Raw genomic sequence first — 8,320 nt, 5'->3', positions numbered from 1 at the left:
GCGTACAGTTCGGACAGGGGCTGAGCAGAGCCTCCCGACCGACCTCAACCCCGTCGATACGTACGGAGGCGGGGCCTGCGTAGGGTAGGGACGTGCCACTGTGGATAGCCGCGATCTGGGGCCTGGTCGGCAGCGGAGTCGCCGAGGCGCTCAACCTGTACGCGATGATGCGCCCCAGCACCGAGTCCAAGGGGCGCTGGCAGTGGCCCTGGCGGGACCGACGGGACCGGCCGATCGTCCTGCTCGCCGTGTCGCTGCGCACCTTCGCCGGCACCGGCCTGGCGGCCGCCGCCGGGGCGGGTGGGGTGGCCGACGACCCGTTCGCGACCTTCATCCTCGGGGTCACCGCGCCGCTGGTCATCGCCAAGATGTTCGACCAGATCCGGGTGCTCGACCAGCCCCCCGGCCGGGAGCTGGACACCCCGGGAGGACACTCCGATGACGGCGCATGACGGTTTCCTCGCCCGCCTGGTGGACGCCCTGGCGGCCCGGCCGTCGACCACCACGGCGTCCTACCCGCTGCCCGCCCGTACCCGACTGGCGGCGGCGCTGGCCGCCCGACCGGTGACCCGGGCGGGGCCCAGCGGAGCGGCCGGCTTCGACGCGGCCCGGCTGCACGCCGACGCCGCCCAGGGGGACAAACTGCTCGACCGGGTCAAGGCCGTCCTGACCGGGCTGCTGGACACCCCGCCCGACCAGCTCCGGATGGACTCCGACGGCAACATCGGCATCCGCGCCGGGTCCGCCATGATCTTCGTACGGGCGCAGGAGGACCCGCCGCTGGTGGACGTGTTCTCTCCGCTGCTCACCGGGGTGCAGCCCAGCGAGAGTCTCTACCGGCGGCTCTCCGAGCACACCAACGACCTGCCGATCGGTCGGGTCTACTGCACCGGCGACACGGTCTGGGCCTCGGTCCCCGTGGTGGGTGAGGACTTCCAGCCCAGCCATCTCGCCATGGCCGTCCAGGACATGCACCACCTCGCCGACGATCTCGACGACCGGTTACGGGCCGAGTTCGGCGGGAAGCGGTTCTTCGACTCGGCTCCGGCCGGGCTCTCCGCGGTACCCGATCCCACCAACTACCTGCGCCGGCTGGCCGCCCGGGGGGCCGGATCGGCGCGCAGCGTCCTGGTCGAACTGCTCGCCGAACGACGCCGCCTCGGTGAGCTGCGCTCCCTGGCCGACGGTGGGGACGGCCACGCCGCGACGCGGCTGGCCGGACTGTTGCACGCCGACGGCCAGGACGTCGAGGCCGAGCGGTGGTGGCGCCGCGCCGTCGACCAGGGCGAACCGAGTGCCCGCGCGGAGTTGGCGACGCTGCTGGCCGCCCAGGGCCGGGCCGACGACGCGGTACCGGTGCTGCGGGCGGCTCTCAACGACGACGACTGGAGCGCGGCCGGGCCGCTGCTACGGCTGCTGACCCGGCAGGGGCGGCTGGACGAGGTGATCGACGTCCTACGCGGGCGACGGACCCGGCCCGCATAGCCGCCCCGGGCGGACGGCCCGACCGGCCCGACGGGACGGCGCGGACCGGACGGCGGGTTGGTAGGCTCAGCCGCGCTTCCGACCGGCAGGAGATCCGTCGCAGTGTCCGCGCAGTCCCCGTCCCACCCGTCCGGCGACGAGCGGCGTCACCTGCGTGCCGACTGCGCCCGGTGCGCCGGGCTGTGCTGCGTGGCACCGGCCTTCGCCCGCTCGGCGGACTTCGCCGTCGACAAGCCCGCCGGGCAGCCCTGCCGCAACCTGGCCACCGACTTCCGCTGCGGCATCCACCCGCAGCTGCGGCAGAAGGGCTTTCCGGGCTGCACGGTCTTCGACTGTTTCGGTGCCGGGCAGCAGGTCACCCAGGTCACCTACCCGACGGGGAACTGGCGGACCGCGCCCCAGCGGGCCGGCGAGATGTTCGAGGTGTTCGCGGTCATGCGGCATCTGCACGAACTGCTCTGGTACCTCGCCGAGGCGCTGACCCTGGCCCCGGACGCGCCGCTCGCCGCCGAGCTGGCCGCCGCCCGGGAGCACACCGCTGCCCGTACCGCCGGCACCCCGGCCGACCTGCTCGCGCTGGACGTGGGCGAGCTACGGCAGCGGGTGAACGGGCTGCTGCTGCGTGCCAGCGAGCAGGCGCGGGCCCGCCACGGTCGCCCCGGACCCGACCGTCGGGGCGCCGACCTGATCGGGGCCGACCTGCGCGGCGCGGACCTGCGCGCGGCCAGCCTGCGTGGGGCGTACCTGATCGGCGCCGACCTGCGTCAGGCGGACCTGCGGGGCGCCGACCTGATCGGGGCGGACCTGCGCGGGGCGGACCTGCGCGGCACGGACCTGCGGGACGCGATCTTCCTGGTCCAGGCCCAGCTCGACGCGGCACGCGGTGACCGGACCACCCGGCTGTCGCCGGCACTGGCCCACCCGGCGCACTGGGGGGCACTTCCGCTCGCCCCGGTCCGGCGCGGGCACACCGGGCGGGACCGGCGGACCCGGCCGACCTCCGGACACCGCTGACACCCCGGGCCGCCCGGCGCGGTCAGCAGCCCGGCGCGGTCAGGAACCGGCGAGTTGGAACTGGTACGTCTTCGCCCACCGTTGCCCGGCGACCAGCCGGACCGCACCGGTGCGCAGCTCGTACGTCACCGACCAGCGGGTGTGCGACTGGGCGACGTCGGTCAGGATGCCGAGGGCGGCGGTCGCGTCGGCCCGGCCACCGGAGCGGGTCAACGCCGCCTCGATGGTGGCGTACCGGCGGTCGGTGCGCAGCTTGTCGGCGGGTACCCCGATGACCGGCACGTTGGTCAGGGCCTGCCAGGGGCCGGTACCGCGCTGTACCCGCATCCGTCCGTCGACGAACTCCACCACGGCGGAGGCACCACTGGCGTCGGCGAGCAGGTAGTGCAGGGGTGGCCCGCCCTCGAAGTCGAGGTTGTACCGGCCGAAGATGGCCACCGCCTCGTCGACCGTGGCGGCCTGGTCGAGCACCAGCCGCTGGATGCGGACACTGCCCACCTTCGGTTTCCCGGGCTCCGGCGTCGCGGTGGCCGTGTCGTCGGCGGCGAGCCCGATCGCCAGGCCCCGCTCGTTCATGCCGTCGAACGGCAGCAGCGGCGCGTCGAGCAGCCGCCGGTCACCCGGCTGCGGCGCACCGTCGATCCCCAGGTAGTGCAGGTCCACCACGGAGACGCTGGCGTACCCGTCCGGCGGGTCGGTGCGCAGCAGCATCGCCGGATGCGGGTCCCAGTCGAAGTTGCGGGCGAACAACGGCCGGTCCCGGTCCCCGGAGGCGACGAAGAGCGAGCAGCCGAACGGCGACGTCGGCGCCGGGTCCAGGCCGGTGGTCGGGTCGTAGTCCCCGGTGTAGGTCATCTCGTACAGCGGCAGGTCGTCGACGCGGCGCAGGCTGGCCAGCGTCCGGTCGATCTCGGCCGGGGTCTGCCGGGACGAGCCGACCGGCGCGGTGGCCGCCGCGCCGTCCGGGGTACCGCCCGGACCGGCCGGGGTGGTGGCCGCCGTCGGGGCCGCCGCGCCGTCGGCGCAGCCGGCCATCGCCAGCAGCAGCACTCCGGCGAGTACCACACGTCGTCGCAGAACCAGCCCTCGTCGCATAACCACAGGACGCTAGAAGCCTGCTCCCCGGTTGTCCAGCCGGTGTGGACGGTTGGCGCCGCCGGAGCGTACCGGTGTGGACGATCGCGTGTTTCCGGCCGGCCGGTGGGGGTATCTGACCGGTCGAGGGAGACGAAAGGGGCGGACATGAAGCGGACCGAATACCACGTGGTACCGAACAGCGGCCGGTGGAAGGTCGAGCAGGGCGGCCGGGAGGTCGGCACGTACGACACCAAGCAGGTGGCGGTCGACGCGGGCCGCAAGGCCGCCCGGGCCAGCGAACCGAGCCAGCTCGTCGTGCACACCGCCGACGGACGGATCGAGACCGAGTACACCTACCAGGGTGACCCGTACCCGCCGGCCGGCTGAACCGCCGCGCACCTGATCCTCCGTGCCCGCCTCCTCCTCCCGGGGCGGGCACGGTCGTGCGTTCCCCGGTCGCCCCTCCCGGGTCCGGCGGGAAGGGACCGGCCCTGGTCAGCCGGTCGATGTGCGATGATCCGCGACCGTGGCGCCCGTCTCCCCGTCGACCGGACCGCCTCCGACGACCGCCCCGTCCACCACCCCGGGCCGGTCCCGGTGGCGGCGGTGGCACGTGCTGGACCTGGTGGCGGTGGGACTGGCCCTGACCGGTGCCGGTTGTGTGGCGACCGGGCTGCTCCCCGGCGCGGAGGCCACCGCGACCCTCGCCCGGATCGTGCCGCTGCTGCTCTTCCTGGGCACCGTGGTGGTACTCGCCGAACTCACCGCCGCCGCCGGGGTGTTCGACGTCCTCGCCGCCCGGCTCGCGACCGCCGCCCGGGGTAGCTGGGCGGCGCTCTTCGCGCTCTGCGTCGGGTTCGCCTCGGTCACCACCGCCACGCTCAACCTGGACACCACGGCGGTCCTGCTCACCCCGGTCCTGCTCGCGCTGGCCCGGAGCCTGGCGGTGCCGGCGCTGCCGCTGGCCATGACCACGGTGTGGCTGGCGAACACGGCCAGCCTGCTGCTGCCGGTCGCCAACCTGACCAACATCCTCGCCGCCGACCGGATCGGGCTGACCCCGGTGGCCTACGCCGGGCGGATGTGGCTACCGCAGCTCGCGGCGGTCGCGGTGACGATGGTGCTGCTCTGGTACTGGTACTGGCGGCCCGCCCGGCCGGCGTCCGGCGACCTCCCCCGGCCGGAGCGGCCGGTACCGGCGGACCGGGTGCTGCACCACGTCGCGGTCGCGGCGTGTCTGCTCTTCGTGGTCGGCATCCTCGTCGGCGTACCGATCGGGGTCGCGTCCGGCGCGGCGGCGGGGGTCCTGGTCCTCGCCTTCGGGCTGCGGGCCCGGCGCGCGCTGCGTCCGGCGCTGGTGCCGTGGCGCCTGCTGGTCCTGGTCACCGGGCTGTTCCTGGTGGTCGGGACGATCGGCCGGTACGGCCTGCACGACCTGATGGCCGCGCTGGTCGGCACCGACGCGGGCGCGGTGGGCGCGGTCCGGGCCGCGGCGGTGGGTGGGCTGGCCGCGAACCTGGTCAACAACCTGCCGGCGTACGTGGCCGGGGAGGCGGTGGTCGGGGCGTCGGACACCACGGTGCTGCTGGCCCTGCTGATCGGGGTGAACGTCGGTCCGCTGGCCACCCCGTGGGCGTCCCTGGCCACGTTGATCTGGTACGAGCGGTGCCGGGCGGCCGGGGTACGGATACCGCTGGGTCGGTTCTGCGCCACCGGGGCGGTGCTGGCGTTGGTCGGTACCGCCGCCGGGGTCGGTGCGCTGCTGCTGGTCCGCTGAGCGGTGGGGGGCCGGGCGGCGGTACCGTCCGGGGCACCCGGACGCCACGGGCCCGGGCCTGGTCGGCCCGGGCCCGCAGGTGCACGGGGCTACCCGTCAGCGGGGCGCGTCGACGCCGACGGCCTTGGCGATGTCGTCGAGGATCAGGTGGGCGCCCTGCACGCCGATGCCGGTCATCCAGGTGTCGTCGCTGACCGGCACGATGCGCTGGTTCTTCACCGCGGTCAGGCTGTTCCACAGCGGGCTGGCCTGGACGGCGGCCTGCTGGGTCTTGGCGGGGTCGCCGTAGGCGCAGACGAAGACGTAGTCGGCGTCCGCCTTCTCGATCAGTTCCGGTCCGATCTCGGTCATCACCGCGGTGGCGTCCTGCTGGCTGGCCGGGCGGGCCAGGCCGGCGTCGGCCAGGACCGTGCCGCTGAAGCTGCTGGGCTGGTACAGCCGGGTCGGACCGTCGACGAACCGGACGATGGAGAAGGTCGGCATGGTGCCGTTGTTCTTGGCCTTGACCGCCTCACCGAGGGCCTTGGCCCGCGCCTTGTACGCGGTCAGCGCCGCCTCGGCCTCCTTCTCCCGCCCCATCGCCTGGGCGAACAGGCTGATGTTCTGCTGCCAGCCGCTGCCCGGGGTGGCGGCGAAGACGGTCGGGGCGATCTGGCTGAGCCGGTCGTAGATCTTCTCGTGCCGCTGCTTCGAGGAGATGATCAGATCCGGCTTGAGCGAGAGGATCTTGTCGATGTTCGGCTCGGCGAGCGGGCCGACGTCCGGCACCCCGTCGAGTTCGGCGCGCACGTGCGCCGGGTAGGTCTTGTTGACCGGGTCGACGGAGACCGCCGCGATCGGCTTCACGCCGGCCAGCAGGGCGGCGCTGGCCTCCGGGGTGTCCAGCACGACCACCCGTTCCGGCCTGGTCTTGATGGTGGTGCTGCCCATGGCGTGCGGGACGGTACGCGGGAAGCCGGCCGCCGCGTCGGTCGGCGCCGGGTCGGTGTCGGTGTCCCCGCCGCAGGCGGCGGTGAGGCCGAGGACGGCGCCGAGGGCGAGCGCGGCGGTGAGCCGGCGCAGAAGGGCGGAACGCATGGGGAGCCTTTCTCGGTGAGCTGGCGGTCAGTGGGTGACCATGGATGGGCTGGCGTCAGCCGGTGACGGTGCCGGCGGCCTCGACGGCCGGTCGGCGGTGCGGGCGCCGGTCGTGCGGCACCACCAGCGGGGTACCGGTGACCGGGTCGGGGATCAGGTCGCAGGGCAGGTCGAACACGTCGGTGACCAGGTCGGCGGTGAGGACCCGCGCGGGCGGGCCGGCGGCCACCACCCGGCCGGCCTTCAGCACCACGAGCTGGTCGGCGTACCGGCACGCCTGGTTGAGGTCGTGCAGCACGGCGACCGCCGTCCGGCCCTCGTGCACCAGGCCGGCGACCAGGTCCAGCACGTCGAACTGGTGCCGGATGTCCAGGTAGGTGGTCGGTTCGTCGAGCAGCAGCAGCGGGGTCTCCTGGGCCAGGGTGAGCGCGATCCAGGCGCGTTGGCGCTGACCACCGGAGAGTTCGTCGACCTCACGGGTCCGCAGCGCGGCGATGCCGGCCCGGTCCAGCGCCCGGTCGACGGCCTCCTGGTCGGCCCGGGTCCAGCCGCGCAGCAGTCCCTGGTGCGGGAAGCGGCCCCGCCGGACCAGGGCCTCCACGGTCAGCCCGGCCGGTACCGCCGGTGACTGGGGCAGCAGGCCGATCCGCCGGGCCACCTCCCGGGTGGGTACCCGGCTGATGTCGGTGCCGTCGAGCAGGACCGCGCCCCGGGTCGGCGCGAGCAGCCGGACCAGCCCACGCAGCAGGGTGGACTTGCCGCAGGCGTTCGGCCCGACGATGACGGTGAACCGTCCGGCGGGCAGGTCGACGTCGACGCCGTCGACCACCACCCGCCCGTCGTAGGCGAGGGTGAGGTCGCGGCCGGTCAACTCGGTCACGTCATGCCTCCCTGCGGTGGTGCCGCCAGAGCAGCCAGAAGAACAGCGGGGCGCCGACGGAGGCGGTGACCACCCCGGCGGGCAGCGCGGTGGGCAGCGCGTGCTGGGCGACCACGTCGGCGGCGAGCAGCAGCGCCGCGCCGAGCACCACCGCGAGCAGCAACGTCGCCGGGCTGAGCGGGCCGGCGATCAGCCGGGCCAGGAAGGGCACCGCGAGGGCCACGAAGGGCAGCGGGCCGGCCAGGGCGACCGCGATCGCGGCGAAGCCGACGGCGACCGCGAGGATGCCGGCCCGGGTGAGGCGTACCCGCAGGCCGAGCCCGGTGGCCAGGTCGTCGCCGAGGTCGAGCACGCCGAGGGCGCGCAGCAGGAGCAGGGCGGCGGGCAGCAGCACGGCGAGTGCGCCGGCGGCGACCGCCACCTCCGACCAGGTCCGGTTGTAGAGGGTGCCGATGGTCCACATCACCGCCTGCTGGACCACGTCGTCGGGCCAGCGCAGCAGCAGGAACGTCTTGACCGCGTACAGCCCGGCCTGGACCGCGATGCCGATCAGGACCAGCCGGTCGGCGCCGATGCCGCCGCGCCAGCCGAGCACCGCGAGCAGCAGTGCGGCGGCGACCGCGCCGAGCAGGGCCCCACCGGGTACGAACAGGCCCGGCACGCCGAGCACGATGCTGGCCACGGCGGCGACGGTGGCGCCCATGTTGATGCCGATCACGTCGGGTGAGGCGAGCGGGTTGCGCAGCAACGACTGCAACAGTGCCCCGGCCGCCGCGAAGGCCGCCCCGCCCAGCAGGGCGGCCAGTACCCGGGGCAGCCGCCACTGCTGGATCACCAGCAGGTCCGCCTGCGGACCGGCGCCCACCACGGCCCGGGCCGCCCCGGCCAGGCCGATCGGGTAGTCACCCAGGGTGAGTGCCCAGACGGCCAGCAGTCCGGTACCGGCGAGCAGGGCGGCCACCAGCACGCCGACCCGGCGACGGGTGGGGGCGACGGTGGTGGGGGTACCC

Annotated in this window: 9 protein-coding genes; 5 read left to right on the top strand and 4 right to left on the bottom strand. The window is 74.6% G+C overall.

The genetic code is table 11. The features are described 5' to 3' along the window. Positions 1 to 92 precede the first annotated feature (92 nt). The 3 genes from GSF22_RS26815 to GSF22_RS26805 all read left to right on the top strand — a co-directional run bounded on the left by GSF22_RS26815 (position 93) and on the right by GSF22_RS26805 (position 2,499). Positions 93 to 452: a hypothetical protein gene (locus GSF22_RS26815; RefSeq protein WP_208816514.1), complete on the top strand. Its 360-nt coding sequence runs from the start codon at positions 93 to 95 to the stop codon at positions 450 to 452. Continuing rightward, positions 439 to 1,485: a T3SS (YopN, CesT) and YbjN peptide-binding chaperone 1 gene (locus GSF22_RS35845; RefSeq protein WP_208816513.1), complete on the top strand. Its 1,047-nt coding sequence runs from the start codon at positions 439 to 441 to the stop codon at positions 1,483 to 1,485. Before GSF22_RS26815 ends, GSF22_RS35845 begins: the two co-directional genes overlap by 14 nt. Before the next feature lie 102 nt (positions 1,486 to 1,587). Beyond that, positions 1,588 to 2,499 (top strand): pentapeptide repeat-containing protein, encoded by a 912-nt coding sequence (locus GSF22_RS26805; protein ID WP_307804355.1) that lies wholly within the window; start codon positions 1,588 to 1,590, stop codon positions 2,497 to 2,499. Between the two features lie 39 nt (positions 2,500 to 2,538). Here GSF22_RS26805 and GSF22_RS26800 read toward each other — a convergent pair whose 3' ends face one another. Continuing rightward, the gene (locus tag GSF22_RS26800) at positions 2,539 to 3,594 is read right to left on the bottom strand and encodes a linear amide C-N hydrolase (RefSeq protein WP_244454187.1); all 1,056 of its coding nucleotides are present in this window, start codon (positions 3,592 to 3,594) and stop codon (positions 2,539 to 2,541) included. Positions 3,595 to 3,741: 147 nt separating this feature from the next. Between GSF22_RS26800 and GSF22_RS26795 the strand changes: the two genes are divergently transcribed. Together GSF22_RS26795 and GSF22_RS26790 are read left to right on the top strand one after the other, a co-directional pair. Beyond that, positions 3,742 to 3,963 (top strand): DUF2188 domain-containing protein, encoded by a 222-nt coding sequence (locus GSF22_RS26795; RefSeq protein ID WP_208816512.1) that lies wholly within the window; start codon positions 3,742 to 3,744, stop codon positions 3,961 to 3,963. A gap of 139 nt (positions 3,964 to 4,102) precedes the next feature. Beyond that, on the top strand, positions 4,103 to 5,353 hold the full coding sequence (locus tag GSF22_RS26790; protein WP_208816511.1) for an SLC13 family permease: 1,251 nt from the start codon (positions 4,103 to 4,105) through the stop codon (positions 5,351 to 5,353). Between the two features lie 96 nt (positions 5,354 to 5,449). Here the strand turns inward: GSF22_RS26790 and GSF22_RS26785 are convergent, their stop codons facing one another. The 3 genes from GSF22_RS26785 to GSF22_RS26775 form a co-directional block, all read right to left on the bottom strand. Then, on the bottom strand, positions 5,450 to 6,430 hold the full coding sequence (locus GSF22_RS26785) for an ABC transporter substrate-binding protein (RefSeq protein ID WP_208816510.1): 981 nt from the start codon (positions 6,428 to 6,430) through the stop codon (positions 5,450 to 5,452). Between the two features lie 55 nt (positions 6,431 to 6,485). Continuing rightward, a complete protein-coding gene (locus GSF22_RS26780) occupies positions 6,486 to 7,310 on the bottom strand; it encodes an ABC transporter ATP-binding protein (protein ID WP_208816509.1) in 825 nt (274 codons plus the stop codon). A 1-nt stretch (position 7,311) separates the two neighbouring features. After that, positions 7,312 to 8,320 (bottom strand): FecCD family ABC transporter permease (locus GSF22_RS26775; protein ID WP_208816508.1); only part of this gene is annotated, 1,009 nt, incomplete at its 5' end.

Source organism: Micromonospora echinofusca (assembly GCF_017614955.1).
GTDB classification, from domain to species: domain Bacteria; phylum Actinomycetota; class Actinomycetes; order Mycobacteriales; family Micromonosporaceae; genus Micromonospora; species Micromonospora echinofusca_A.
Note: the sequence above shows the minus strand (reverse complement) of the source record. Positions and strands in the feature narration are given on the sequence as shown.

Coding starts and splice junctions, on each gene's coding strand:
- GSF22_RS35845 (WP_208816513.1), top strand. CDS start 439: ATGACGGCGCATGACGGTTTCCTCGCCCGCCTGGTGGACGCCCTGGCG.
- GSF22_RS26800 (WP_244454187.1), bottom strand. CDS start 3,594: ATGCGACGAGGGCTGGTTCTGCGACGACGTGTGGTACTCGCCGGAGTG.
- GSF22_RS26795 (WP_208816512.1), top strand. CDS start 3,742: ATGAAGCGGACCGAATACCACGTGGTACCGAACAGCGGCCGGTGGAAG.
- GSF22_RS26785 (WP_208816510.1), bottom strand. CDS start 6,430: ATGCGTTCCGCCCTTCTGCGCCGGCTCACCGCCGCGCTCGCCCTCGGC.